This window comes from Salinispora sp. H7-4 (genome assembly GCF_013416675.1).
GTDB lineage: Bacteria > Actinomycetota > Actinomycetes > Mycobacteriales > Micromonosporaceae > Micromonospora > Micromonospora vitiensis.
In genome coordinates this window covers 23,548-48,233 of record NZ_JABZED010000007.1, presented here as the reverse complement: position 1 = coordinate 48,233, position 24,686 = coordinate 23,548, and the positions used below count along the sequence as shown (strand labels likewise).

Annotated in this window: 21 protein-coding genes; 16 read left to right on the top strand and 5 right to left on the bottom strand. The window is 72.0% G+C overall.

Going from position 1 to position 24,686, the window contains the following annotated elements; genetic code table 11:
* Positions 1-239 precede the first annotated feature (239 nt).
* The gene (locus H0524_RS08120) at positions 240-1,568 is read left to right on the top strand and encodes an MATE family efflux transporter (protein ID WP_180198107.1); all 1,329 of its coding nucleotides are present in this window, start codon (positions 240-242) and stop codon (positions 1,566-1,568) included.
* Between the two features lie 98 nt (positions 1,569-1,666).
* Here H0524_RS08120 and H0524_RS08115 read toward each other — a convergent pair whose 3' ends face one another.
* Positions 1,667-1,987, bottom strand: a complete 321-nt coding sequence (locus tag H0524_RS08115; RefSeq protein WP_180198106.1) for a hypothetical protein — start codon at positions 1,985-1,987, stop codon at positions 1,667-1,669.
* Between the two features lie 49 nt (positions 1,988-2,036).
* Between H0524_RS08115 and truB the strand changes: the two genes are divergently transcribed.
* From truB to dapB, 6 genes are all read left to right on the top strand, one after another.
* On the top strand, positions 2,037-3,011 hold the full coding sequence (gene truB, locus H0524_RS08110; protein ID WP_180198105.1) for a tRNA pseudouridine(55) synthase TruB: 975 nt from the start codon (positions 2,037-2,039) through the stop codon (positions 3,009-3,011).
* 38 nt (positions 3,012-3,049) lie between these two features.
* Positions 3,050-3,979 (top strand): bifunctional riboflavin kinase/FAD synthetase, encoded by a 930-nt coding sequence (locus H0524_RS08105; RefSeq protein ID WP_180198104.1) that lies wholly within the window; start codon positions 3,050-3,052, stop codon positions 3,977-3,979.
* A 222-nt stretch (positions 3,980-4,201) separates the two neighbouring features.
* Complete coding sequence (gene rpsO / locus H0524_RS08100; RefSeq protein WP_018728255.1) at positions 4,202-4,471, top strand: 30S ribosomal protein S15; 270 nt, start codon at positions 4,202-4,204, stop codon at positions 4,469-4,471.
* A gap of 234 nt (positions 4,472-4,705) precedes the next feature.
* Positions 4,706-7,078 carry a polyribonucleotide nucleotidyltransferase gene (locus H0524_RS08095; protein ID WP_180198103.1) on the top strand — a complete coding sequence of 791 codons (2,373 nt, stop codon included), beginning with the start codon at positions 4,706-4,708 and terminating at the stop codon, positions 7,076-7,078.
* A gap of 95 nt (positions 7,079-7,173) precedes the next feature.
* Entirely contained in the window at positions 7,174-8,541 is a 1,368-nt protein-coding gene (locus H0524_RS08090; protein WP_375371996.1) for a M16 family metallopeptidase, read from the top strand.
* A gap of 132 nt (positions 8,542-8,673) precedes the next feature.
* A complete protein-coding gene (dapB, locus tag H0524_RS08085) occupies positions 8,674-9,447 on the top strand; it encodes a 4-hydroxy-tetrahydrodipicolinate reductase (RefSeq protein ID WP_180198101.1) in 774 nt (257 codons plus the stop codon).
* An 81-nt stretch (positions 9,448-9,528) separates the two neighbouring features.
* On the opposite strand, the gene H0524_RS08080 is transcribed toward dapB, so the two are convergent.
* On the bottom strand, positions 9,529-10,125 hold the full coding sequence (locus H0524_RS08080; protein ID WP_180198100.1) for a GNAT family N-acetyltransferase: 597 nt from the start codon (positions 10,123-10,125) through the stop codon (positions 9,529-9,531).
* A 35-nt stretch (positions 10,126-10,160) separates the two neighbouring features.
* On the opposite strand from H0524_RS08080, the gene H0524_RS08075 reads away from it, so the two are divergent.
* The 6 genes from H0524_RS08075 to H0524_RS08050 all read left to right on the top strand — a co-directional run bounded on the left by H0524_RS08075 (position 10,161) and on the right by H0524_RS08050 (position 16,903).
* The gene (locus H0524_RS08075; protein ID WP_180198099.1) at positions 10,161-11,399 is read left to right on the top strand and encodes a glycosyltransferase 87 family protein; all 1,239 of its coding nucleotides are present in this window, start codon (positions 10,161-10,163) and stop codon (positions 11,397-11,399) included.
* 10 nt (positions 11,400-11,409) lie between these two features.
* Positions 11,410-12,639, top strand: a complete 1,230-nt coding sequence (locus H0524_RS08070; RefSeq protein WP_180198098.1) for a winged helix-turn-helix domain-containing protein — start codon at positions 11,410-11,412, stop codon at positions 12,637-12,639.
* On the top strand, positions 12,636-13,223 hold the full coding sequence (locus H0524_RS08065; RefSeq protein ID WP_180198097.1) for a DUF2752 domain-containing protein: 588 nt from the start codon (positions 12,636-12,638) through the stop codon (positions 13,221-13,223). The genes H0524_RS08070 and H0524_RS08065 overlap by 4 nt, the downstream gene beginning before the upstream one ends.
* Positions 13,224-13,445: 222 nt before the next feature.
* The gene (gene thyX / locus H0524_RS08060; RefSeq protein ID WP_180198430.1) at positions 13,446-14,189 is read left to right on the top strand and encodes an FAD-dependent thymidylate synthase; all 744 of its coding nucleotides are present in this window, start codon (positions 13,446-13,448) and stop codon (positions 14,187-14,189) included.
* 46 nt (positions 14,190-14,235) lie between these two features.
* The gene (gene dapA / locus H0524_RS08055; RefSeq protein WP_180198096.1) at positions 14,236-15,162 is read left to right on the top strand and encodes a 4-hydroxy-tetrahydrodipicolinate synthase; all 927 of its coding nucleotides are present in this window, start codon (positions 14,236-14,238) and stop codon (positions 15,160-15,162) included.
* 52 nt (positions 15,163-15,214) lie between these two features.
* Positions 15,215-16,903, top strand: a complete 1,689-nt coding sequence (locus H0524_RS08050; protein WP_180198095.1) for a ribonuclease J — start codon at positions 15,215-15,217, stop codon at positions 16,901-16,903.
* A gap of 35 nt (positions 16,904-16,938) precedes the next feature.
* On the opposite strand, the gene H0524_RS08045 is transcribed toward H0524_RS08050, so the two are convergent.
* Both H0524_RS08045 and H0524_RS08040 read right to left on the bottom strand, forming a co-directional pair.
* Positions 16,939-18,573 (bottom strand): YbjN domain-containing protein, encoded by a 1,635-nt coding sequence (locus H0524_RS08045; protein WP_180198094.1) that lies wholly within the window; start codon positions 18,571-18,573, stop codon positions 16,939-16,941.
* The gene (locus H0524_RS08040) at positions 18,570-19,046 is read right to left on the bottom strand and encodes a YbjN domain-containing protein (protein ID WP_018219032.1); all 477 of its coding nucleotides are present in this window, start codon (positions 19,044-19,046) and stop codon (positions 18,570-18,572) included. Before H0524_RS08040 ends, H0524_RS08045 begins: the two co-directional genes overlap by 4 nt.
* A 112-nt stretch (positions 19,047-19,158) precedes the next feature.
* Here H0524_RS08040 and H0524_RS08035 point away from each other — a divergent pair, with 112 nt between their 5' ends.
* Positions 19,159-21,624 (top strand): DNA translocase FtsK, encoded by a 2,466-nt coding sequence (locus tag H0524_RS08035; protein WP_180198093.1) that lies wholly within the window; start codon positions 19,159-19,161, stop codon positions 21,622-21,624.
* Positions 21,625-21,654: 30 nt separating this feature from the next.
* On the opposite strand, the gene H0524_RS08030 is transcribed toward H0524_RS08035, so the two are convergent.
* On the bottom strand, positions 21,655-21,969 hold the full coding sequence (locus H0524_RS08030; protein ID WP_026322993.1) for a multidrug efflux SMR transporter: 315 nt from the start codon (positions 21,967-21,969) through the stop codon (positions 21,655-21,657).
* Positions 21,970-22,072: 103 nt separating this feature from the next.
* On the opposite strand from H0524_RS08030, the gene H0524_RS08025 reads away from it, so the two are divergent.
* A complete protein-coding gene (locus H0524_RS08025; RefSeq protein ID WP_180198092.1) occupies positions 22,073-22,993 on the top strand; it encodes an ornithine cyclodeaminase family protein in 921 nt (306 codons plus the stop codon).
* Between the two features lie 98 nt (positions 22,994-23,091).
* Positions 23,092-24,642: a 30S ribosomal protein S12 methylthiotransferase RimO gene (gene rimO / locus H0524_RS08020; RefSeq protein ID WP_180198091.1), complete on the top strand. Its 1,551-nt coding sequence runs from the start codon at positions 23,092-23,094 to the stop codon at positions 24,640-24,642.
* The last annotated feature ends 44 nt before the right edge of the window (positions 24,643-24,686 follow it).

The window sequence follows — 24,686 nt, the reverse complement described above, 5'->3', positions numbered from 1 at the left end:
CGCGCCCTGGAAGGGGTTTCCCATGCCGAACAAGCCCAAGCCCGACACCGCTGACGAGGCGCGTGAGCAGTTGCGCCGTGCGCTGCAGACCTCGATGGACACGCGCCAGTGACGTCGCCGACTGGCTGACGCCCTCCCCGACGGACGGCGCTGGCCGCCCGTTGTCCGGCGCCGCGAACCGTTGGTAAGTGACTAGTCCGGTTTGCGGTCCTTACCAGGCCGTGTCAGGATCGGCGACGATGAACCCGCCGGCCGCCTCCGCAACCCGCTCCGCCTCGCCCCGCCGGGTCGCCGCGCTCGCCCTGCCCGCCCTCGTGGTGCTCGCTGCCGAACCGCTGTACGTGCTGGTGGACACGGCGGTGGTGGGACACCTCGGCCGGGTCCCGCTCGCCGCGTTGGCGATCGGCGGCACCGTGCTGACGCTCATCGCCTGGCTGGGCACGGTCGTCGCCTACGGCACCACCGGACGCTCCGCCCGGCGGTTCGGGGCTGGTGACCGCACCGCCGCCATCGCCGAGGGGGTCCAGGCCTCCTGGCTCGCGCTCGCGGTAGGGGTCTTCGTCGCGGTCGGCATGCAGGCCGGCGGCGGCGTGCTCGCCCGTGCCCTCGTCGGGGCGGACAACGACGTGGCGGACGCCGCCGCGCAGTGGCTGCGGATCGCGGCGCTCGGCGCACCGGGTCTGCTCCTCGCCGCGGCTGGCAACGGCTGGTTGCGGGGCGTCCAGGACACCCGCCGGCCGCTGTGGTTCGTGCTCGGCCCGAGTCTGCTCTCCGCGGTGCTCTGCCCGGTGCTGGTCTATCCCGTCGGGCTCGGCCTGCCCGGATCGGCGGTGGCCAACGTCGTGGCGCAGACGATCTCTGGTGCGCTCTTCGCCGGGGCGCTGGTCGCCGAGCGGGTGGCCCTCCGCCCCCGGCCCCGGGTCCTCGCCCAGCAGCTTGTGCTCAGTCGGGACCTGCTCATCCGCGGGGTTGCCTTCCAGGCGAGCTTCCTCTCCGCGACCGCGGTGGCCGCCCGCTTCGGCGCGGCGGCGGTCGGCGCCCACCAGATCGTCCTGCAACTCTGGTTCTTCACCGCCCTGGTGCTCGACGCGCTCGCCATCGCCGCGCAGGCCCTGGTCGGCGCCGCGCTGGGTGCCGACGACGCGGCCGGTGCCCGTGGACTGGCCCGCCGGATCGGGTTGCTCGGCGCCGGCTGCGGCGCGGCGTTCGCGCTGGTCATCGCCGCTGGCGCCGGGGTGGTCCCGGGCTGGTTCAGCGCCGATGGGCAGGTCCGCGAGGAGGCGATGGTGGCCTGGCCCTGGTTCGTCGCGATGTTGCCGCTGGCGGGCGTCGTCTTCGCCCTGGACGGGGTGTTGATCGGCGCGGGGGACATCCGCTACCTGCGGAACCTCACGATCGTGGCGGCGTTGGGAGGATTTCTGCCGGCCATCTGGCTGGCGTACGGACTGGACCTCGGACTCGGTGGGATCTGGGCTGGGCTCACCTTTTTCGTGGTGCTCCGGCTGGCCGCCCTGCTGCTGCGACTGCGCTCCGGTCGCTGGGCGGTCGTCGGCGCCGTCCGGACCTGAGTAGCCGGCCCAGCGTCTGCTCCACCCTTCGGCTGAGTTGGCCGGGCCGGACCAGTCGGGCGGGCGCAACCACCGGCCCGTGCCGCCAACCCCTCGGGTCAGGACAATTTGGGTAGCAGGACGTACACCGCCATCACCAGCGCCAGGGTCACGGCGAAGGACACGACGAAGCCGACCACCTTCATCGTGTTCGGGAAGCGTTGGTACAGCCGGCGGCGGCCCTGCCACACCTGCCATCGCCGGCGCAGGGTGGCGGCACCCGGGAGCACGAGCAGCGCTGCGGCGATCCGGTCCCCAGCAGTACGGCGCGGGGAGGGTGGGTCGATCATCCAGGCGGGGAGGTTGGGCGGTTGCTCTGGCTGGTGCAGTCGAGGAGACCGATTCTGGTCCTGCCTCTGCCCCTGGCGCTGACGTGACATTGCCCGACCCTTCGCTGGCTGATCAGTCTAGTGATAGCAGCCGGCGTCAATGCGCCTCGTCCTGGCGGTGGTGGGGCGCGTCGTTCGGGTGGGCGTCCCGGTGCCGGCCGGGCCCGCCCGTCTGGCAGGCTTGGCGGTCGTGAGCGCAGACGGACTGATCGTGGTCGACAAGCCCGGCGGCATGACATCGCACGACGTGGTGGCGCGGGTGCGCCGGCTGGCCCGGACCCGGCGGGTCGGGCACGGTGGCACGCTCGACCCGATGGCGACCGGGGTTCTGGTCCTCGGCGTGGGGCGAGCCACCCGGCTGCTGACCTACGTCATCGGGGCCGGCAAGAGCTACGCCGCCACGATTCGGCTGGGACAGGCGACGGTCACCGACGACGCCGAGGGGGATGTGATCTCCAGCGCCCCGGCTGGTCAGGTGAGCGAGGAGGCGGTCCGGGCCGTGCTGGCGGCGCAGACCGGTGCGGTGGACCAGGTGCCGAGCGCGGTCAGTGCCATCAAGATCGACGGCCAGCGGGCGTACCGCCGGGTCCGGGAAGGGAACAGCGTTGACCTGCCACCCCGGCGGGTCACCATCTCCCAGCTCGACGTGCGGGCGCTGCGGCGTGACGAGCCGGACGTGGTGGACGTGGACGTGGACGTCACCTGCTCCTCCGGCACGTACGTGCGGGCGATCGCCCGGGACGCCGGCCATGCGCTCGGCGTCGGCGGGCACCTCACCGCGCTGCGGCGTACCGCCGTGGGCGGTTTCACCCTGGCCGAGGCCGCTACCCTCGATGAGCTGGAGCGCCGGGCACCCGAGGTGGTCACGCTCTCCCTCGCGGCGGCGGCCGACCGGTTCTTCCCGCGCCGGGAGGCGACCGCCGAGGAGGAGCGGGTGCTCTCCCACGGCGGTCCGTTGGATCCGGCGGGGATCGACGGCCCGTACGCCGTCTTCGGCCCGGCGGGCGGGTTGGTCGCTATCGTCAGCGAGCGGGCCGGTCGGGCCCGTGCCGAGATCGTGTTGGCCCCGGCCTGACGGCGCGGCGGTCGGGACAGCGACAGGGGAGGAGCGTTATGCAGCGGTGGCGGGGGTACGACGCGGCGCCCGGCGGCTGGGGGCGGTCGGTCGTCACCATCGGCGTCTTCGACGGCGTGCACCGGGGGCACCAGGCGATCATCGGGCACGCGGCGGCGCGGGCTCGCGAACTCGGCGTCAAGTCGGTGGTGGTCACCTTCGATCCGCACCCCGCCGAGGTGGTCCGTCCGGGTTCGCACCCGGCGGTGCTCACCGAGCCGGCCCGGAAGGCCGAGTTGATCGAGGCGCTCGGCGTGGACGTGCTCTGCGTGGTGCCGTTCACCCCGGACTTCTCCCGGCTGTCGGCAGAGGCGTTCGCGCACGACGTTCTGGTCGAGCACCTGCACGCCGCGCTGGTCGTGGTGGGGGAGAACTTCCGGTTCGGGCATCGGGCCGCGGGGGACGTGGCGTTGCTGGAGCAGCTCGGTCGGACCTTCGGTTACGCCGTCGAGGGGGCACCCCTGGTGGCCGAGGCGGGGACGGTCTTCTCCTCCACGTACATCCGGTCGTGTGTCGCCGCCGGGGACGTGGTGGCCGCTGCCAGCGCGTTGGGGCGGCCGCACCGGCTGGAGGGCGTGGTGGTCCGCGGCGACCGACGCGGTCGCGAGCTGGGCTTCCCTACCGCGAACCTGCTCGGCCACCGGTACGCCGCGGTCCCGGCCGACGGCATCTACGCCGCCCGCCTGGTGCGGCGGGGGCAGCGGGAGCCGCTGCTGGCGGCGGTGTCGATCGGCACGAACCCGACCTTCTCCGGCCGGGAACGGCGGGTCGAGGCGTACGTGCTCGACTTCGACGCGGACCTGTACGGCGAGCGGCTGGCCCTGGACTTCGTGGCGCACCTGCGCGGGCAGGTCCGCTACGACTCGATTGAGCCGTTGGTGGCCCAGATGACCGAGGACGTCGAGCGCACCCGCCAAGCCCTGGGGTGAGCACGGAAAGCGAACGGGTTCGACACCCCGGTCCGCCCCTGGTCCGGAGCTTCCGGACCGGCTGGTAGCCTGACAGGGACGTCGGCCGACCGACGTGGGTCCTGGCGTGCCTGCACGACGCCGCGGGTGCGAGGACCGTCCGCCGCCGGGCCCCGCCTGGCCATCCGGGCGAAGCCCAACTGGCGGACACCATACCGATCAACCCACCGAAACAGGGAGAACATGGCGCTCGACCAGCAGGACAAGGCCAAGATCCGCGAGGAGTACGCGACCGTCGAGGGTGACACCGGTTCGCCGGAGGTCCAGGTGGCCGTCCTCACCAAGCGGATCGCGGGCCTGACCGAGCACCTGAAGGTGCACAAGCATGACCACCACAGCCGCCGTGGGCTGCTGCTGCTGGTCGGCCGCCGCCGTCGGCTGCTCAACTACGTGCAGAAGAAGGACATCAGCCGCTACCGGTCGCTGATCGAGCGGCTCGGTCTGCGCCGGTGACGTGACGGGGGAGTGGCCGAACGGCTGCTCCCCCGCTCCGGTTCACCGCCAGAAATTCCGACAATCAGGGCCGCACGACCCCCCGACCACCGGGAGCCGGTCAGCGCACCGGTCTCCGGTAGTGGCCTCCGGGCATCCGGCACCTCGCCGATCCGCCCGGGCGCTTCGATCGAAGACCGGCCGTCTGAGCAGCTGCGCGTCGCGGTCCGCAGACGCGAAGGAGCGCAACCACAGATGACCGAAAGTAATCTCGGTACCCAGTCTCGTACCGCCACGATCGACAACGGGGCCTTCGGCACCCGTGTGATCACCTTCTCCACCGGCCGGCTGGCCCGTCAGGCCGCCGGCTCCGTCGTCGCCCAGCTCGGCGAGACGGTCGTCCTCTCCGCCACCACCGCTGGTCGGCAGCCGAAGGAACACTTCGACTTCTTCCCGCTGACCGTCGACGTCGAGGAGCGGATGTACGCGGCGGGCCGGATCCCCGGTTCGTTCTTCCGCCGGGAGGGGCGCCCCAGCGAGGACGCGATCCTCACCTGCCGGCTGATCGACCGGCCGCTGCGTCCCTCGTTCGTCAAGGGCCTGCGCAACGAGGTCCAGGTCGTCGAGACCGTCCTGGCGCTCGACCCCAGCCACCCGTACGACGTGGTGGCCATCAACGCCGCCTCGATGTCGACGAAGCTCTCCGGCCTGCCGTTCTCCGGCCCGATCGGGGCGACCCGGATGGCCCACATCGACGGCTCCTGGGTTGCCTTCCCGACCCACGAGGAGCTGGAGCGCGCCACCTTCGACATGGTGGTCGCCGGTCGGACCCTGCCCGACGGCGACGTCGCGATCATGATGGTCGAGGCGGAGGCCACCGAGCACACCGCGAAGCTGGTCGCCGATGGCGCCTCCGCACCGACCGAGGAGGTCGTGGCCAGCGGGCTGGAGGCGGCCAAGCCGGCCATCCGTGAACTGTGCCGCGCGCAGAGCGAGCTGGCCGAGGTGGCGGCGAAGCCGGTGGCCGAGTTCCCGGTCTTCCTCGACTACTCCGACGACGCGTACGACGCGGTCGCGGAGCTGGCCCGGGAGGACGTGGCCGAGGCCCTGAAGATCGCCGGCAAGGCCGACCGCGAGGAGGCCCTGGACCGGATCAAGGCCCGGGTGGTCGAGGAGCTCGGCCCGCGCTTCGAGGGCCGGGAGAAGGAGCTCTCCGCCGCGCTGCGGTCGCTGACCAAGTCCGAGGTCCGCAACCGGGTGCTGCGCGAGCAGGTCCGCATGGACGGCCGTGGCCCGCGGGACATTCGCCCGCTGACCGCCGAGGTCGGGGTCCTGCCCCGGGTGCACGGCTCGGCGCTCTTCGAGCGGGGTGAGACCCAGATCATGGGCGTCACCACGCTGAACATGCTCCGGATGGAGCAGTCCCTGGACACGCTCTCCCCGGAGAAGTCCAAGCGTTACATGCACAACTACAATTTCCCGCCGTACTCGACCGGGGAGACCGGCCGGGTCGGCTCGCCGAAGCGGCGGGAGATCGGCCACGGCGCGCTCGCCGAGCGGGCCCTGATCCCGGTGCTGCCCTCGCGTGAGGAGTTCCCGTACGCGATCCGGCAGGTCTCCGAGGCGCTTGGCTCCAACGGCTCGACCTCGATGGGCTCGGTCTGCGCCTCGACGCTCGGCCTGCTCTCCGCTGGGGTGCCGCTGAAGGCGCCGGTCGCCGGCATCGCCATGGGCCTGATCTCCGACGAGGTCGAGGGCAAGACCCGGTACGTGACGCTGACCGACATCCTCGGTGCCGAGGACGCCTTCGGTGACATGGACTTCAAGGTCGCCGGTACGCCGGACTTCGTCACCGCGCTGCAGCTCGACACCAAGCTCGACGGCATCCCGTCGGACGTGCTCGCCGCGGCGCTTCAGCAGGCCTACGAGGCCCGGCAGACGATCCTGCAGGTGATGCAGGCGGCGATCGAGGCGCCGGCCACGATGAGTGACTACGCGCCGCGGGTCACCACCGTCAAGATCCCGGTGGACAAGATCGGCATGGTGATCGGCCCGAAGGGGCAGACGATCAACGCCATCCAGGACGAGACGGGCGCCGAGATCTCGATCGAGGACGACGGCACCATCTACGTCGGCGCGACCAACGGCCCCGCGGCACAGGCCGCGGTCGAGCGGATCAACGGGATCGCGAACCCGACCCTGCCGAAGGCGGGCGACCGCTTCCTCGGCACGGTGGTCAAGACCGCCGCCTTCGGCGCGTTCGTCTCGCTGCTTCCCGGCCGCGACGGTCTGCTGCACATCTCCAAGGTGGGCGACGGCAAGCGCGTCGAGAAGGTCGAGGACTTCCTCAACGTCGGTGACAAGGTCGAGGTGGAGATCGCCGACATCGACCAGCGGGGCAAGATCTACCTGGACAAGGTGCGCCCGGAGGGCGCCGAGGTCCCGGCGGAGGGCGCCGGCGAGCGGCCGGCGGGTCGGGACCGGGGCGACCGGGGACCGCGCGACCGCGGTGACCGCGAGCGCGGTGGCCGGGGCCCGGACCGTGGCGACAGCGGCGACAGCGGCGACAGCGGTGACGGCGGTGACGGCGGCGAGTCGCGTCCGCGCCGTCGTACCCGGCGCAGCTGACCGTCGGACCAGCGCACCATCCACCCCTCGTCGAACCGGGAGAGCCCTTCGTGAGCCGGACTGTCTCCGTACCGTCCACACCGGAACGATGGGGGGTGGCCGCGTTTCGGGGCGCTCCCGGCGGCGCGGCCAGCCGCGCCGTCACCCGTACGCTCAGCGACGACCCGCTGGGTGGCACGGTCCGCCGGACCGTGCTCCCCAGCGGGCTGCGGGTCCTCACCGAGGCCATTCCCGCGATGCGCAGCGTTTCGTTCGGCATCTGGGTGTCGGTCGGCTCCCGGGACGAGACCGGCCCCCAGTCCGGTGCCGCCCACTTCCTTGAGCACCTGCTGTTCAAGGGGACACACCGGCGGTCGGCACTGGAGATCTCGTCGGCGATCGAGGCGGTCGGCGGCGAGACCAACGCCTTCACCACGAAGGAATACACCTGCTACTACGCGCGGGTGCTCGACGACGATCTGCCCCTCGCCATCGACGTGATGTGCGACCTGGTCGCCGACTCGGTGCTGACCCCGGAAGACGTGGAGGTCGAGCGGGGCGTGATCCTCGAGGAGATCGCCATGCACGACGACGAGCCCGGCGACGAGGTACACGACCTCTTCGCCCGGGCCGTCTACGGTGAGCACCCGCTCGGCCGGCTGATCTCGGGGACGGAACAGACGGTCACCCCGATGACCCGGCGACAGATCCAAGGCTTCTACCGGCGGCACTACACCCCGCCCCGGATCGTCATCGCGGCCGCGGGGAACCTGGACCACTCCAGCGTGGTCAAGCTGGTCCGGCAGGCGCTGCAGGGCACGTCCCTGGACACCGACCCGGCGGCGCCCGCAACGTACCGGAGCGCCACCCCGGCGGTACGCACGCAGCCGGCGACCACCCTGGTGGGGCCGAAGGAGACTGAGCAGGCGCACGTCGTGCTCGGCGGTGCCGGCATCGATCGGCGGGATGAGCGTCGGTTCGCCCTCGGGGTGCTGAACAACATCCTCGGCGGCGGCATGTCCAGCCGGCTCTTCCAGGAGATCCGTGAGCAGCGGGGGCTGGCCTACTCGGTCTACTCCTACGCCAGCCAGCACGCCGACAGCGGCCTGTTCTCCGTCTACGCCGGCTGTGCGCCGGGTCGCGCCAACGAGGTGTTGGAGTTGATCCGCGCGGAGTTGGCCCGGATGGCCGCCGACGGACTCACCGCAGCCGAGTTGGCCCGGGGCAAGGGCATGAGCAAGGGCGCGTTCGTGTTGGGCCTGGAAGACAGTGGTTCCCGGATGAGCCGGCTGGCCAAGGGGGAGCTGCTCTACGGCGAACTGATGCCGGTCGACACCCTGTTGGCCCAGGTGGACGCGGTTACCCTGGCCGACGTGAACGCGCTCGCCGCGGAGTTGCTGAGGCGCCCGATGTCGCTGGCGGTGGTGGGTCCGTTCGGCGAGTCCGACTTCGCCGCCGGAGTGACTCCGGCCACTCCCGCCTGACCGCCCGGCCGGACCACCTCCGAATCGCTGCCCAGCCGGAGCGCCGGCACCGGAATTCCGGCCGCGGTCCATCGGGCTACCCCGACCCCACCCGGGCGATTCTCCTGTCCCGGCTGGGATAGGTTGTCGGCTGTGACTGACGAGCAGGACAAGAGCGCGGACGAGCCACTCCGGGTCGGTGTGCTGGGCGCCCGTGGCCGGATGGGCATCGAGGTGTGCAAGGCGGTGGACGCGGCCACCGACATGGAGTTGGTGGCCATGGTCGACCAGGGCGACTGGTTGTTCAACGCCTCCGACGCCGGAGCCGAGGTGATCGTCGACTTCACCACCCCTGACGTGGTCATGGACAACCTGCACTGGTGCATCGACCAGGGCATCAGTGCCGTGGTCGGCACCACGGGCTTCACCGAGGCGCGACTGGAGCGGATGCGCGGCTGGCTGGCCCGGAAGCCGGGGGTGGGCGTGGTCGTCGCCCCCAACTTCGGCATCGGGGCGGTGCTGATGATGCAGTTCGCCGAACGGGCCGCCCGCCACTTCGAGTCAGTCGAGATCATCGAGCAGCATCACCCGCGCAAGCTGGACGCGCCGAGCGGTACCGCGACGCACACCGCGCGCCTGATCGCGGCGGCCCGCGCCGCCGCCGGTCAAGGTCCGGCACCGGACGCCACCCGGGACGAGGTGGCCGGTGCCCGCGGCTGCGAGATCGACGGCGTACGCGTGCACTCGGTCCGCGCCACCGGCCTCGTGGCCCACCAGGAGGTGCTCTTCGGCACCACCGGCGAGACGCTGACCATCCGGCACGATTCGTACGACCGGGCGTCTTTCATGCCCGGCGTGCTGCTGGCTGCCCGCGAGGTGCGCAATCGGCCCGGCCTGACGGTCGGCCTGGACGCCCTGCTCGACTGAGCGGATCGCCCCGGGCCGGCAGTGCACCGGGCGGCCCGGGAGTCGGGGGCCGGGTCGCGGGTTGATCCGCGAGGCGGGTCGTCAGGGAGTCGGGTCGTCAGGGAGTGGGGTCGGCTCCGCGGGGACCGCGACGTGCAGTCGTACCTGGGCGACCAGCATGTCGTCCACGTCCAACGCGCGGGTCGCCCCGTCCAGTTCCCACCCGGTGCCGGTCAGAAATCCCCGGGTCGCCGCGTCGGCGTCGAACGCCCACGCCACCGCGCGGGTGAACCCGTCATCACGCCAGTGGTCCACCGCGGCGGCGAGTAGCCGGCTGCCGTGCCCGCGCCGGCCCCAGCGCGGCTCCACCAGCAGGTCGGTGACCGCAACGACGTCCGGACCCAGCGCTTCGGCGGGCTCGCCGGGTGCCTGGGCCTCGACGTCGGCCGGGCCGGAGGCGGCGAATCCCACCAGATACGATTGCTCGGCCTGTTCGACGGCGACCAGCACCCGGTGGGCGGCCGAGGGCGGCTCTTGCACCGCTGCGGTCCACCGCTGGGCCAGCCACGCCTCGTCGAGGTTCGCGAGCACCTGCCGGGGCAGGATGCGGCGGTACGCGACCCGCCAGGTTGCGAGTTGGATGCGTGCGATATCGCCGGCGTCCTGCGGACGCGCCGGGCGGACGTACCCGAGAGCCATGGCACGAAAGCCTACGCAGGGTGGAGGAGGCGACGATGGCGCAGGGTGCCAAGCGGACGGTCAGACAGGCGATCGGTGTGGTCGGGCTCGCTGTCGGGGTGGCCCTGTTCCTGTCCGTGGCGGCCGCGCGGCACGGGTTTTTTGACCTTGGGGTCTACTACGGCGCGATCCGCTACTGGGTGCACGACGGCGGGGAGATCTACGACTTCCTGCGCCCGTTCACCCAGTACGGCTTCACCTATCCGCCGTTCGCAGCCCTGGTCATGCTGCCGATGGCGTACGTCTCCTGGACCGTGGCGATCGTGCTGAGCGTCTCCGCGAGCGTGGTGGTCACCCTGGTGCTGCTCTGGTGGCTGCTGGACCCGATCTCGCGCCGTGCCGGCTGGACCCGCTGGTTTGCCATCGCGGTAGCGCTCTGCCTCGCCGCGGCGTACGAGCCGATGCGGGAGACGGTGAACTTTGGCCAGGTCAACATGCTGTTGCTGTTTCTGGTGGCGGTTGATCTGCTGCGACTACTGCCGTCGGGGAGCCGGTGGGCCGGTGCCACCATCGGCCTGGCCACCGCGATCAAGCTGACCCCGGGGATCTTCATCGTCTACCTGCTGGTGACCGGGCGCTGGCGGGCGGCGGTCACCGCGATGGGTACCGCCGCCGGCGCGACCCTGTTCGCCGCGGCCCTCTTTCCGGACGCTTCCCGGGTGTTCTGGACCGAGGCGCTGTGGAACACCAACCGCGTGGGTGAGCTCTCCTTCGTCTCCAACCAGTCCCTCCGTGGAGTGGTGGCCCGGTTGAACCCGGAGGATCCGAGTACCGTCGCCTGGTTGGTACTGGTGGTGGTGGTACTGGCGCTTTGGGTGTGGCGGGCCCGGTCCGCGGTGGCCGTCGGCGACGAGGCGACCGGGCTGGCGTTGACCGGTGTGCTGATGTGTCTGGTCAGCCCGGTCACCTGGGTGCACCATCTGGTCTGGCTGCTGCCGGCGCTCATCCTGTTGGTGGACAACGCGATGGCCGCGCCCGCCGACAGCCGTCGGCGGCGCCGGCTACTGGCGGCCGTGGGCATCGCGTACGCGTTCCTGATCAGCCGGATCGTGTGGGCCTGGGAGCGGGACTTCACCGGGATCGACGGCTTCCTCGGCAGCAACACGTACGTCTGGATCAGCCTGGCCCTGCTGGCGTTTCTGCCGATCCGGACCGCGACGCACCAGACCGCGGTCGGGACGGCCGGGCAGGAGGAGGCGGGCCGAACCCGGAGCGGTGTCGTACCGGTGACCTAGTGTCCCCGCGGTGACGACGCCGGAATCGCTCTCGCTCGCCCAAGCCCGACGGATCGCCCTGGCAGCCCAGGGTTTCACCGACCCGGCGCCGACTGGTGTTCCCACCCGTCGGCACCTGCGTCGCGTGCTGGACCGGGTCGGCCTGATCCAGCTGGACTCGGTCAACGTGCTCCAGCGGGCGCACTATCTGCCGCTCTACAGCCGCCTCGGTCCCTATCCGACGACGCTGCTCGACGGGGCCGCGTACCGCCAGCCCCGTGATCTTTTCGAGTACTGGGGGCACGAGGCGTCGCTGGTGCCGGTCGCGTTGCAGCCGGCGCTGCGCTGGCGGATGGCGCGCGCCCGTAGCCAGGCGTGGGGCGGCATGCGCCGGATCGCCGAGGAGCAGCCGGATCTGGTGGCGTGGGTCCGGGACGAGGTAGCGGCCCGCGGGCCGATCACCGCCGCGGAGATCGAGCAGGACGCTGACCGAGTGACCGGCAACTGGGGCTGGAACTGGTCCGCGACGAAGCGGGCGGTGGAGTACCTGTTCTGGTCCGGCGAGGTGACGGCCGCCGAGCGTACGACGTCCTTCGCCCGCCGTTACGCCCTGCCGGAGCAGGTGCTGCCGGCGGCGGTGCTGGCGGCGCCCACCCCGAGCGACGCCGAGGCGTACCGGGCGCTGGTGGCCGTGGCCGCCCGCTCCCTCGGCGTGGCGGCGGAGCCGGAGCTGCGGGACTACTTCCGGTTGCCGCTGGCGCCGGCGCGGGCGGCGATTGCCGAGCTGGCGGAGGCGGGGGAGCTGCTTCCGGTAACCGTGGCGGGCTGGCGGCAGCCGGCCTGGCTGCACGCCGAGGCCCGACTGCCCCGTTGGGTGCGGGGCAACCGGCTGGTCAGCCCTTTTGACCCGCTGGTCTGGGAGCGGGGCCGCACGCAGCGGTTGTTCGATTTCAGCTACCGCATCGAGATCTACGTCCCGGCGCCGAAGCGGGTGTACGGCTACTACGTGTTGCCGTTTCTGCAGGGGGAGCGGTTCACGGCCCGGGTCGACCTGAAGGCCGACCGGAAGAACGGGGTACTCCTCGTGCCGGCAGCGTGGCAGGAGCCCGGCGCGGAGGCGGGTGAGACGGCGCTCGCGCTCGCCGCCGAGTTGTACCGGCTCGCTGGCTGGCTGGGCCTGGCCGCGGTGGCGCCACCGACGGCAGGTGACCTGGCGGTGCCGCTGGCCGCTGCCCTGAGGAGCGTGGCGGGTGTACCGTGATCGACGTGACGAGCGTTGACGGGCCGCAGAGCCGGGCCGCCGCGGCGACTGATGCTGCTGGCCAGCGGTCTGCGGCTGCGGCCCCACCGCCGCCTGGCTGGCCGGTGGCGGCGGCGCCGGTCTATCCGGCTCCGCAGCCGGACCGACTGACCCGTTTCGTGCTCCGTCTCCAGCAACGCGCGCCTCGGTGGGTGGTGCCGCTGGCCGCCCTGGGCTGCATCGGCGCCGGCATTGGCTACACGCTGATGATCGACCCGACCCGGTCCACGCCGGATGCGGCCCCCACCTGCCTGCTCAAGCTGACGAGCGGGCTCGACTGTCCGGGCTGTGGTGGCACCCGGGCCCTCTGGTACCTGCTGCACGCCGACCTGCCGGCCGCTGCCCGACACCATCTCCTCCTCGTCTTCGCGCTTCCCTTCCTGGCGTACCTGTTCGTGGCGTGGGCGGGTCGACAGGCCTTCGGGTGGCGGCTACCCGAACTGCGGATCAGTAACAAGCTGATCGGGGTTTTCCTGGGCGCCTGGTTGGCTTTCTCCGTGGCGCGCAACCTGCCCTGGGCGCCGTTCACCGCGCTCTACGTCTGACCGGGCTCTGCAGCTCGCCCCCGGTCGCTCGTGGCGGTAGGCACAGCGTGGCGCTCGCCACACGCCGCCCCGCCGGTCGCCGCCTACTCCCGGTGCGCCGGTGCTCGCGCTGTGCCGGCCCGCACCATGGGGAGTGCCGCGGCCAAGCCCGCTCCCCGCCGACTGCGGGGTCCGATTTCCGTCGGCGCCGGTCGCGCCACTACAGTCGCAGGAATGCCGGACATGGTGCAGCCCCAGGTCAAGCTTATTGCGTGGACCCAATTCGCGGCCCCAGACGACGTGGGGTGGTCGACTGACGCCGACGGGGGGCAGGCGCTCGCGGAGTTCGCTGGGCGGGCCTGCTACCAGAGTTGGAAGAAGCCAAACCCGGCGACGGCGACCAACGCCGGCTACCTCGCCCACATTCTCGAGGTGGGCCACCTGAGCGTGCTGGAGCACGGCTCGGTGAGCTTCTACTTCACCGGGGTGTCGCGGTCGCTCACCCACGAGTTGATCCGGCACCGGCACTTCTCGTACTCGCAGCTGTCCCAGCGGTACGTGCCGGAGCGGGACGCGGCGATGGTGGAGCCGGCCGTGATCGCCGACGACCCGGAGCTACACAAGCGGTTCGTGGCGGCCGCCGAGGCGAGCGTGCAGGCGTACACCGAACTGCTGGAGGGCCTGGAGCAGCGCTTCACCGACGAGCCCAACGCCACCCTGCGGCGCAAGCGCGCGCGGCAGGCGGCGCGGGCCGTGTTGCCGAACGCCACCGAGACCCGCATCGTGGTCACCGGCAACTACCGGGCGTGGCGGCACTTTGTCGGCATGCGGGCGACCGAGCACGCCGACGTGGAGATCCGCGAGCTGGCGGTGGAGTGCCTCCGCCAGCTGCAGGGGGTGGCCCCGAGTGTCTTCAACGACTTCGTGATCTCCGCCCTGCCCGACGGCACCGAGGTGGCGACCAGCCCGCACGCGAAGGTGTCCTGAGCCCTTCCCCGTCGGGGGCTCGGAGGCCGTCCGATAGGTTGGACGCATGACGAGTGACCTCCCCGACACTCCCGCCCAGACGGCCTCCCGGCCGTTCGGGCGGGTGCTCACGGCCATGGTGACACCCTTTGCCGCCGATGGTGCGCTCGATCTGGATGGTGCGGCCCGGTTGGCGAACTACCTGGTCGACGAGCAGGGCAACGACGCGCTGGTGGTCAACGGCACCACCGGTGAGTCGCCGACCACGACCGACGCGGAGAAGGAACGCCTGATCGAGACGGTGGTCGCCACCGTCGGCGATCGCGCCAAGGTGGTGGCCGGGGTCGGCACCAACGACACCCGGCACACCATCGAGCTGGCCGCTTCGGCGGAGAAGGCCGGAGCGCACGGCCTGCTGGTGGTGACGCCGTACTACAGCAGGCCGCCGCAGGCGGGCCTGGTGCGACACTTCACCGCGGTGGCCGACGCCAGCGGGTTGCCGGTGATGCTCTACGACATCCCGCACCGCGCCGGGGTGGCGATCGAGACCGAGACGCTGGTGCGCCTGGCCGAGCACGGCCGGATCGTCGCGGTGAAGGACGCCAAGTGCGACCTGACCGCCACCAGCTGGGTGACCAGCCGGACCGGTATGGCCGTCTACAGCGGCGAGGATTCGCTCCTGCTGCCCGCGCTGGCGGTCGGTGCGGTCGGGGTGGTCGGCACGTCAACCCACTTCACCGGGGCGCGGACCCAGGAGCTGATCCGGGCGTTCGACGCGGGGGACAACGCCACCGCGCTCGCCCTGCACCGACGGCTGCTGCCGCTGTACACGGGAATCTTCCGGGCTCCGGGCACGATCCTGGTCAAGGCCGGCCTGGCGGCGAAGGGACTGCCCGCCGGTCCGGTCCGTTCCCCGCTGGTGGACGCCACCGCCGACCAGCTCGCCCAGCTCCGCGCCGCCTGCGCGGCGGCGGGCCTGGACCTCCCTGAATGAACGAACGACACGACGGACGCCGGGTGACGGCGTCGCAGAATGAGGTGAACGCGTGACCGAGGCGCGAATCGAGACAGAACTGCCGCCGCCGCTGCCCGAGGGTGGGCTGCGGATCATTCCGCTGGGCGGGCTCGGCGCCATCGGTCGGAACATGACCGTCTTCGAGTACGACGGGAAGTTACTGGTCGTCGACTGCGGCGTGCTCTTCCCGGACGTGGAGCAGCCGGGCGTGGACCTGATCCTGCCCGACTTCGCCCCGATCCTGGACCGCCTCGACGACGTTCAGGCGATCGTGCTCACGCACGGCCACGAGGACCACATCGGCGCGGTGCCGTACCTGCTCGCCCACAAGCCGGACATCCCGCTGGTCGGTTCGGAGTTCACCCTCGCCCTGGTCGAGGCGAAGCTCGCCGAGCGGCGGATCCAGCCGTACACGCTGACGGTGCGGGAGGGCGGTCGGGAGCAGCTGGGCCCCTTCGAGTGTGAGTTCTTCGCGGTCAACCACTCGATCCCGGACGCGCTCGCCGTGGCCATCCGTACCCCGGCCGGCCTGGTGCTGCACACCGGCGACTTCAAGATGGACCAGCTCCCGCTGGACGGCCGGATCACCGACCTGGCCGGCTTCGCGCGGCTCGGCGCGGAGGGGGTGGACCTGCTCCTGTCCGACTCCACCAACGCCGAGATTCCCGGCTTCGTCACGCCCGAGCGGGAGATCGGCCCGGTACTCGACTCGATCTTCGCCAAGGCTCGGGGCCGGATCATCGTCGCGTCGTTCGCCTCGCACGTGCACCGGGTCCAGCAGGTCTTCGACTCCGCGGTGGAGCATGGCCGCAAGGTGGCGCTGATCGGCCGGTCGATGGTGCGCAACATGGGCATCGCCCGCGACCTCGGTCTGCTGAACATCCCACCCGGCCTGGTCGTCGGGCTCGACGAGGCCACCAGCATGCCGCCCGACCAGATCGTGCTGATGTCGACCGGCAGCCAGGGCGAGCCGATGAGCGCGCTGGGTCGGATGGCCAGCGGTGATCACCGGCACATCACCATCGCCCCCGGCGACACCGTGGTGCTCGCCTCCTCGTTGGTGCCCGGCAACGAGACCTCGGTCTTCCGGGTGATCAACCGACTGGCCCGGGCGGGTGCCGTCGTCGTGCACAAGGACGTGGCCAAGGTGCACGTCTCCGGGCACGCCCCCGCAGGCGAGCTGCTCTACCTGCTCAACATGGTTCGGCCGAGCAACCTGATGCCGGTCCACGGTGAGTGGCGGCACCTGCGCGCCCACGCCCGGCTCGGCGTCGAGTCCGGGGTCGCCGCCGATCGGGTGGTGCTCTGCGAGGACGGCGACGTGGTCGACCTGGTCGAGGGGCGGGCCAGCGTGGTCGGACGGGTCAGGAGCCGGTACGTCTACGTCGACGGCCTCGCCGTCGGGGACGTGTCGGAGTCGCTGCTCACCGAGCGGCGGATCCTGGGCGACGGCGGGTTCATCGCGGCCACCGTGGTGGTCGATTCGGTCACCGGGAAGGTGGTTGGTGGGCCGACCGTCTCCGCCAAGGGTTTCTCCGAGGACCCGGAGGCGTTCAACCCGGTGGTGCCGTTGATCACCGAGGTGCTCAACCGTGCGGCGGCCGACGGCATCACCGATCCGCACCAACTGCAGCAGATCGTGCGCCGCGCGGTGGGGCGGTGGGTCAACGACGCGTACCGGCGTCGGCCCATGATCGTCCCGAACGTGGTGGAGGTCTGAGCCGAGGCGCGGTGAGGTCGGGGAGCCGGCCCGGGTCAGGGCAGCTCCGCGACCGCGTCGGCGTACGCCGAGCCGGTGCGTACCGCGGCGGCCAGCAGCACATCCAGCTGGGTGGGCGCGACCCCGTGGGACAGGTCGGTGCTGACATCACCGGCCAGCACCAGCTCGGCGCCGGAGTCGTGCACGTACGCCGTCGGTAGGAGCCGGTCCTGGTTCCAGGCGTTGCAGAACGCGTACGCCTCGGCGCGCCGGTCGGCGGGCAGCCGGCGACCGGCCACGGCACGTACGTGCAGGACCTCGCCGCGCTCGCCGGCCCGCCGTACCTGGATCAGCGCCTCACCCCAGCGCCCCACGACGGTGTCCGTGGCGTCCAGGATGTACTTGTCGCCGCGCCGGTCCAGGGCGTTGGTGATCGCTGCCAGGCTGAGCGGGGCGGGCTGGTCGGCCGGTTGGTCGTCCGGCTCGCGGTCGGGTTCGTCGTCGTCCGGGCGCTCGAACGGCAGCGCCACCGGATGGGCCAGGGCCCGTTCGGCTGCGCCCCGCTCGTCCAGCCAGGAGGCGACCCGCCCGGACTGGTGCCCGGTGCCGTTGCGCGCGTCGAAGCTGCCGGCCAGCCCGGTGGCCAGGTCGGTCAGCGCGGCCCCGAGGGTGGCGAGGTCGAGGTCGGCCGCGGGCCGTTGCCCGTACCCGGGGCGGTGCACCCGCTGCTCGCCGAGGTTGGCCGCGACAGCGACCCCGCACACCAGCGCCCCGGCGGCGGCGAACTCCATCGCGGAGAGCTCGTCGGGAGCCCGATCCAGCCGGGGCAGCTGCTCGGTGAGGACGGCCAGGCCGCGGACCGGGTTTCCGCTGAGCGTGCAGAAGCGCAGATGCGCCGCGAGGTACGCGAAGCCGGCCCGTTCGCGTCGGTGCCGCTGGTACGCGTGCACGTGTGCCGCCGCGGCCGATTCGGTCGCGCCGGTTCGGAGCCACGGGAGCATCCCGGCGGCTAGCCCCCGCTCCGGTGCTCCGGTGCACTCGTCCGGGTTCACCCCGGCCAGGAGGTCCAGCGCGGCGGACCACTCCTCCCACCCGGCGAGCAGCTCCGCCCGTCGGACGGCGGCGCAGCTGAGGCAGCCGTCGGCCGGGGTGGTGGGCGCCGCTACCCAGCGGTCGTACCAGGACCGGGCGGTCGGCTCGTCGCCGAGGTGGTCCGCGATCCGGCAGTAGAGTTCGGCGGCGGTCGCGGTGTCGGCGGTGCCGAGGTCGTCGAGGAGGGCCCGGGCCTGGTCCAGGCCACCACGCGGGCTGCCGAGCAGGGCTTCGACCGCGTACCGCCGGTAGCGGGCCAGGGTCTCGTGACCGTCGGGCGGCATCAGGTCGGGCCGCCGGTCCACGGCGGCGAGGCAGCGGCGGACCGGCTCGACCAGGCGCCACCGCCCTTCGTCGAGCAGGTAGGTCTCGATCAGCGCGAGCCGGGCCGCCAGCGCCGACCGGTCGTCGCCGGCGGCGTCGGCGCGCGCGGCGATCCGTTCCAGCTCGGCGCTGCGGGTCTCGCCGTCGGGGGAGTCCCGGGCGTCGGCCAGCTCCTCGGCGAGGGGGCGGCCGTCCCGCCCGGGTCGTTGGCGGCGTGGTGGCCGCCCCGGCCAGCCGAACTCGTCCAGCCCGCGGCCGCCGGGCTGCCCGATCACGACCGTACCCCGCCGGGTAGCCGGTCCACCTCGGCGGCGAGCTGGCAACCGGTGGTGATGCCGCGGTCGAGGAGTCGGTCGAGTTGGTGCGGGGTCACGCCGCGTTCGAGGTCGGTGATGACCTCTCCACAGATTCGCGCCCGACCGTCATCTTCGACGTGTACGAACGCCTTGGGCCAGAGCCGGTCGTGGTTCCAGGCGTTGCAGAAGGCGTGCAGCGCGGGGACGTACTCGATCGCGAAGGTGGGTGCCACGACGGTGCGTACCTGGAGCAGCTCGCCGGCGGTCCCGGGCCGCAGGAACCAGATGAGACTGTCGGCCCACCGGCCGACCAGTTCCCCGGCCGGGTCGGTCTCCACCGCGTAGCCCCGCTGGGTGAGTACGGTGGCGACCAGCTCATTGGTGAGTGGGCTCAGGGCGCCCGGGTAGCCGCCCAGGAGGCGGTCCGGAATATCCCCGGTCGGCGACGCCATACGGCATCCCTTCTGAGGCGAATATCACGACCGGCGGCGGATTCGCGTGCCGACGCGCGGACACGACCTGAAATAGCGGCGATCCGCCGGGTACCGCCGCTAGGTTGATGCTATGGCGGGCCGTACCTCTCAGGCGAGTCGGCGGCGCGGCGCGTCGCCGCGAGGCAGTACGAACAACCGTGCCCGGCAGCCGGCGAAGAAGCCCCGGGCTGCCGCCAAGCGTCGTCCGCCGGCCCGCACCAACCCGGCTGGCTCGGTGGGCCGGGCGCTCGGGGCACTGTGGATGGGTCTCGCGCACGGGGTGGGCTGGTCGGTTCGCGCCGCTGGCCGGCAGGCCGCCGCGGCCCGTGGCCTCGACCCCGAGCACCGGCGCGACGGCGCCGGGCTGCTGGTGCTCGGCCTCGCGCTGCTCAGCGGGGCCAGCATCTGGTTCGACAAGGCCGGACCGGTCGGGGAGCGGCTGGCCGACGCCGTACGGCTGTTTCTCGGTGCGATCGCCGTCGTGGTGCCGGTGCTGCTGATGATCGGTGCCTGGCGGCTGATGCGGGAGCAGACCGCCCCGGAACACCGGGGGCGGGGCCCGGTCGGCTGGGCGTCCATGCTGGTCGCTACGGCCGCGCTGCTGCACATCGGGCAGGAGCCGACCTCGCAGGAGCAGCGGGACTTCGCGGGTGGCCTGATCGGTGCGGGGGTGGGCAGCCTGCTGGAGCGGGCGGTAACCGCCTGGGTGGCCGTGCCGCTGCTGCTACTGCTCCTGGTCTTCGGGCTGCTGGTGGTCACCGCGACCCCGATCAACAAGATTCCGGAGCGGCTCGGTCTGTTGGCCGGCACGGTGGTCGGCACCACGGCGGGCGCGGAAGCCACCGAGGAGGCCGCGGCGGAGACCGGCAAGCCGGTGCGCAGGCGTGCGGCGAAGCGGACGCCGCCGCCAACGCCGGACCCGGATGACTTCGCCGATGATCTGGCGGGCGCGGATCTGCAGGAGACGCTCGTACTGCCCCGTAAGTCGTCGGCGAAGGTGCCGGCCAGTCGGAAGCCGGCGGAGCCACCGGAGCACTCGCCGCTGCCCACCCGGGCCGAGCAGCTCGCGTTGACCGGGCTGGCGGGCGACTACGCGCTGCCCCCGGCGACCCTGCTGGGCAGTGGTGCCGCCCCGAAGAAGCGCAGCCGGGCCAATGACGAGGTGATCGCCGCGCTGACCGGGGTGTTTGAGCAGTTCGACGTGGACGCCGCGGTCACCGGTTTCACCCGGGGGCCGACGGTGACCCGGTACGAGGTCGAGCTGGGCCCCGGCGTCAAGGTGGAGCGGATCACCCAACTCTCCCGCAACATCGCCTACGCGGTGAAGTCGCCGGACGTGCGCATCCTCAGCCCGATCCCGGGCAAGAGCGCGATCGGTGTGGAGATCCCGAACACTGATCCGGAGAATGTCGCCCTCGGCGACGTGCTGCGCTCCCGGGCGGCCACCAGCGACCACCATCCGATGGTGGTCGCGCTCGGTAAGGACATCGAGGGCGGCTATGTGGTGGCCAATCTCGCGAAGACGCCGCACATTCTCATCGCGGGGGCCACCGGCGCGGGGAAGTCGAGCTGCCTGAACTCACTGCTGGTCTCGATCCTGACCCGGGCCACCCCGGACGAGGTGCGGCTGCTGCTGATCGACCCGAAGCGGGTCGAGATGACCGGCTACGAGGGGATCCCGCACCTGGTCACGCCGATCGTGACGAACGCCAAGAAGGCGGCCGACTCGCTGGAGTGGGTCGTGCGCGAGATGGACATGCGCTACGACGATCTGGCCGCCAACGGGGTCCGGCACATCGACGACTTCAATCGCAAGGTTCGCAATGGTGAGATCACGGCTCCGCCCGGCAGTGAGCGGGAACTGCGGCCGTACCCGTACCTGCTGGTGATCGTGGACGAGTTGGCCGACCTGATGATGGTTGCCCCGCGGGACGTGGAGGACTCCATCGTCCGGATCACCCAGCTCGCCCGGGCCGCCGGCATCCACCTGGTGCTCGCCACCCAACGCCCGTCGGTGGATGTGGTGACCGGTCTGATCAAGGCCAATGTGCCGTCCCGGCTCGCCTTCGCGACCTCGTCGCTGGCCGATTCGCGGGTCATCCTGGATCAGCCGGGTGCGGAGAAGCTGCTCGGTCGCGGTGATGGTCTCTTCCTACCGATGGGTGCCGCCAAGCCGGTCCGGATCCAGGGCGCGTGGGTGACCGAGCGGGAGATCGCCGATGTGGTCCGGTTCTGCCGGGAGCAGCGGGAGCCGGAGTTCCGCGCGGATGTGCTCACCGTGGCCCAGGAGAGTAAGAAGAAGATCGACGAGGATATCGGCGACGACCTCGACCTGCTGGTGCAGGCGGTTGAGCTGGTGGTCACCTCGCAGTTCGGCTCCACCTCGATGCTGCAGCGCAAGCTGCGGGTCGGTTTCGCGAAGGCGGGTCGGCTGATGGATCTGATGGAGAACCGCGGCGTGGTGGGCCCGTCCGAGGGTTCCAAGGCCCGGGATGTCCTGGTGAAGCCGGACGAGTTGCCGGAGGTTCTGGTCGGCCTGCGCGGCGGCGGGGACTGACCGGGGCCGTCGTCCCGACGGGCTCGGCCGTCAGTGGTAGATCTTCAGGCCCACCACGCCGGCGACCACCAGCAGGAGGCAGAGGAGCCGGGGCAGGCTGGTTGACTCGTTCAACGCCACCATCCCCACCACGGCGGTACCGACCGCGCCGATGCCGACCCAGACCGCGTAGCCGGTGCCGACCGGGATCTCCCGGAGCGCGTAGGCGAGGCCGATCATGCTCAGGGCAGCCGTGACGGCGAAGACAATCGTGGGGACGAGCCGGCTGAAGCCGGCGCTGCGGTCGAGGGCGATGGCCCACGCGGTTTCGAGGAGTCCGGAGATCACCAACACGGTCCAGGCCATTTGCGGGACGGTAGCAGCTACCGGAGAGCGGAGCAGCGCGGTGAAGGTGATCTTCACCACTACGGCTGGAGCTAAACCTAGCTTTATCTTGCAGTATCGGTTTATGTCGCTGCTTCTCACTGACTCCGAGGTCGCTGCCGGGCTCGACGCCCCGACGACCGTCGCCGCCATGCGGGACGCGCTGCGCGCCGCCCACGACGGTCGACTGGTCGCCCCGCCCCGGGCCACCGCACCGCTGGACGGGGGCCGGATGGTGCTGACCGCCGGCCACCTCGTCGGTCAGTGGTACGGCTCCTGCTCCTACGACACCTTCGGGCTCCCGGGAAGCGAACCGGTGGTGGTGTTACACGACGCCGGCACCGGCGGGGTCCGGGCGGTCGCGGTCGGGACGGAGCTGAGCTCCCGGCGTACCGGTGGGTTGGGTGGGGTCGCCATCGACGCGCTGGCCCGCCCGGACGCGGCCACGCTCGGGGTGGTCGGCTCGGGCCGGCAGGCGTGGGCGCAGGTCTGGGCCGCCGCGGCGGTACGGCCCCTGCGGGAGGTGCGCGTGTACAGCCGCTCGGCAGCGCGGCGTACCGCCTTCGCCAACCGGATCCACGCCGAACTGGGCGTACCGGCGCGGGCAGTCGACTCCGCGGCGGCGGCCGTCGCCGGCCGGGACATCGTCGTGATCGCCACCTCCAGCACCACCCCGGTGGTGGCCGCCGCGGACCTCGCGCCCGGCACCCACGTGAACGCGGTGGGCTTCAAGCAGGTCGACCGGCACGAGTTCGGCCCGGATCTGCTGGACCGGGCCGAGGTGCTGGTCACCGACTCGCCGGCCCAGGCCGCCGGGTACGCCCCACCGATGCTCGCCGCCCTACCCCCGTACGCCGAACGGTTGCGCGACCTGGGCGCGGTCCTGGCGGCGGCGGTGCCCGGCCGGACCAGCGCGGACCAGATCTCCGTCTGCTGCGCCACCGGCCTGGGCGGTACCGAGCTGTTCCTGCTCGATCGCCTGGTCCGGGTGACCGCGACGGTCTGACCAACCGGTGCGGCTGTGTCGGGTTGACCCGGAGGGGAGCCCGTCGAGGCCGGCTGCTGGCGGTTGCCGGATGGTCAACCCGCGCCCGGTACCCTCGGATGGTGTCTGCCACCCCTCCCGCCCCCGCCGACGGCCGCCGCGTCGCCCTGCTGACCCTGGGCTGCGCCCGCAACGAGGTCGACTCCGAGGAGCTGGCTGCCCGGCTGCACTCCGACGGTTGGCAGGTGACCACCGACGGTGAAGGCGCCGACGTGGTGGTTGTGAACACCTGCGGATTCGTCGAGAAGGCCAAGCAGGACTCGATCCAGACGCTGTTGGCCGCCGCCGAAACCGGCGCGAAGGTGGTGGCGGCGGGATGCATGGCCGAGCGGTACGGGCGGGAGCTCGCGGAGAGCCTGCCCGAGGCGCAGGCGGTGCTGAGCTTCGACGACTACCCGGACATCTCTGATCGGCTCGGGTCGGTGCTCGCCGGAACCGCGATCGACCCGCACACCCCGCGGGACCGGCGCGAGCTGCTCCCGCTCACCCCGGTGCGGCGGGCGGAGGCGGCGGTGTCGGTGCCGGGCCACGGCACCCCGGCCACCGTGTCGCACTCCGGCACCCCGGTCCCTGTGCCGCACTCCGGCACGCGGTCCGCTCCAATCGAGGTGGACGAGCACACTCCGGCGCATCTGCGTCCGGTGCTGCGGCGTCGGCTCGACACCGGACCGGTCGCGTCGCTCAAGCTGGCCAGCGGCTGCGACCGGCGGTGTGCCTTCTGCGCCATCCCCGCCTTCCGCGGTGCGTTCGTCTCCCGTCCGCCGGAGGCGCTGCTCGCCGAGGCGGAGTGGCTGGCCAAGACCGGGGTGCGGGAGTTGGTCCTGGTCAGCGAGAATTCCAGCTCCTACGGCAAGGACCTGGGCGACCCGCGGGCACTGGAGAAGCTGCTGCCCCAGCTCGCCGCGGTGGACGGCATCGTTCGGGTACGGGCGAGCTACCTCCAGCCGGCGGAGACCCGTCCCGGACTGGTCGAGGCGATCGCCACCACGCCGGGCGTCGCCCCGTACTTCGACCTCTCCTTCCAGCACTCCAGCGAGACGGTGCTGCGGCGAATGCGCCGGTTCGGCTCCACCGACCGGTTCCTGGAACTGCTGGGCAGCATCCGGGAGCTCGCCCCGGAGGCCGGCGCGCGGAGCAACTTCATCGTCGGTTTTCCCGGCGAGACCCGGGCCGACGTCGCCGAACTGGTCCGCTTCCTGGAGGCGGCGCGGCTGGACGCGATCGGGGTGTTCGACTACAGCGACGAGGACGGCACCGAGGCCGCCGGCCTGCCCGGCAAGGTCACCGCCGCTACCGTCCGGCGTCGCTACGACCGACTCAGCGCCCTCGCCGACGAGCTCTGCGCGCAGCGGGCCGAGCAGCGGCTCGGCTCGACGGTGCAGGTGTTGGTCGACTCGGTCGACGGCGGCGTGGTGGAGGGTCGGGCCGCGCACCAGGCCCCCGAGGTGGACGGCTCAACCACCCTGGTCGCCCCAGCCGAGGGGGGCGCGGACCTCACCGCACTGCGCCCTGGTGACCTGGTGCAGTGCACCGTCACCGCTACGGAGGGTGTGGACCTCCTCGCCGTACCGGAGGCGATGATCTCGGCGGCGCCGGGCGTGGCGCGGTGACGGTGCGGCGGGGGGACACGGAGGGCGCGGGGCCGGAGCGGCGG

Bases quoted from the DNA above. Each gene is read 5' to 3' on its own strand.
- H0524_RS08120 (WP_180198107.1), top strand. From the start codon at position 240: ATGAACCCGCCGGCCGCCTCCGCAACCCGCTCCGCCTCGCCCCGCCGG.
- H0524_RS08115 (WP_180198106.1), bottom strand. From the start codon at position 1,987: ATGTCACGTCAGCGCCAGGGGCAGAGGCAGGACCAGAATCGGTCTCCT.
- truB (WP_180198105.1), top strand. From the start codon at position 2,037: ATGCGCCTCGTCCTGGCGGTGGTGGGGCGCGTCGTTCGGGTGGGCGTC.
- H0524_RS08105 (WP_180198104.1), top strand. From the start codon at position 3,050: ATGCAGCGGTGGCGGGGGTACGACGCGGCGCCCGGCGGCTGGGGGCGG.
- rpsO (WP_018728255.1), top strand. From the start codon at position 4,202: ATGGCGCTCGACCAGCAGGACAAGGCCAAGATCCGCGAGGAGTACGCG.
- H0524_RS08095 (WP_180198103.1), top strand. From the start codon at position 4,706: ATGACCGAAAGTAATCTCGGTACCCAGTCTCGTACCGCCACGATCGAC.
- H0524_RS08080 (WP_180198100.1), bottom strand. From the start codon at position 10,125: ATGGCTCTCGGGTACGTCCGCCCGGCGCGTCCGCAGGACGCCGGCGAT.
- H0524_RS08075 (WP_180198099.1), top strand. From the start codon at position 10,161: ATGGCGCAGGGTGCCAAGCGGACGGTCAGACAGGCGATCGGTGTGGTC.
- thyX (WP_180198430.1), top strand. From the start codon at position 13,446: ATGGTGCAGCCCCAGGTCAAGCTTATTGCGTGGACCCAATTCGCGGCC.
- dapA (WP_180198096.1), top strand. From the start codon at position 14,236: ATGACGAGTGACCTCCCCGACACTCCCGCCCAGACGGCCTCCCGGCCG.
- H0524_RS08040 (WP_018219032.1), bottom strand. From the start codon at position 19,046: ATGGCGTCGCCGACCGGGGATATTCCGGACCGCCTCCTGGGCGGCTAC.
- H0524_RS08035 (WP_180198093.1), top strand. From the start codon at position 19,159: ATGGCGGGCCGTACCTCTCAGGCGAGTCGGCGGCGCGGCGCGTCGCCG.
- H0524_RS08030 (WP_026322993.1), bottom strand. From the start codon at position 21,969: ATGGCCTGGACCGTGTTGGTGATCTCCGGACTCCTCGAAACCGCGTGG.
- H0524_RS08025 (WP_180198092.1), top strand. From the start codon at position 22,073: ATGTCGCTGCTTCTCACTGACTCCGAGGTCGCTGCCGGGCTCGACGCC.
- rimO (WP_180198091.1), top strand. From the start codon at position 23,092: ATGGTGTCTGCCACCCCTCCCGCCCCCGCCGACGGCCGCCGCGTCGCC.